Genomic DNA, 386 nt, shown 5'->3' on the forward strand with positions numbered 1-386 from the left:
ATAAAAGGACTTGGATCTTGTGATATTTCAAAATTCTACGAAATAAAAAATGCAGATGAAGCAATAGCCTTTTTAGAACATCCAATACTGGGAAAACATCTTATTGAAATTACGGCTGAATTAATCAAAACTGATGAAAAAACAGCAGAAGAAATATTCGGGAATCCCGATAATGAAAAATTACAATCCTGTATGACTTTATTTGCCAGTATTCAAAATACAGAACCTGTTTTTAATGACGTATTGGATAAATATTTTGACGGATCATCTGATTTTCATACGCTGCAATTGCTTTATAATTTTTAGTTTTCCGAAATAAAAAAACTGAAATAATTTTAAAATAATATATAGCTTTTAGCGTATTTGCAAATAAGATTTTTATATTT

The 386-nt window shown here is 27.2% G+C and carries 1 protein-coding gene; it reads left to right on the forward strand.

What is annotated here, in order from left to right; all coding sequences use genetic code 11:
* Nucleotides 1-306, forward strand: a 306-nt coding sequence (locus tag BW716_RS35780) for a DUF1810 domain-containing protein (protein WP_143709277.1), incomplete at its 5' end; no start/stop codon positions are given.
* Nucleotides 307-386: the final 80 nt, after the last annotated feature.

It is taken from the genome of [Flexibacter] sp. ATCC 35208, from assembly GCF_001975825.1.
GTDB lineage: Bacteria > Bacteroidota > Bacteroidia > Chitinophagales > Chitinophagaceae > Chitinophaga.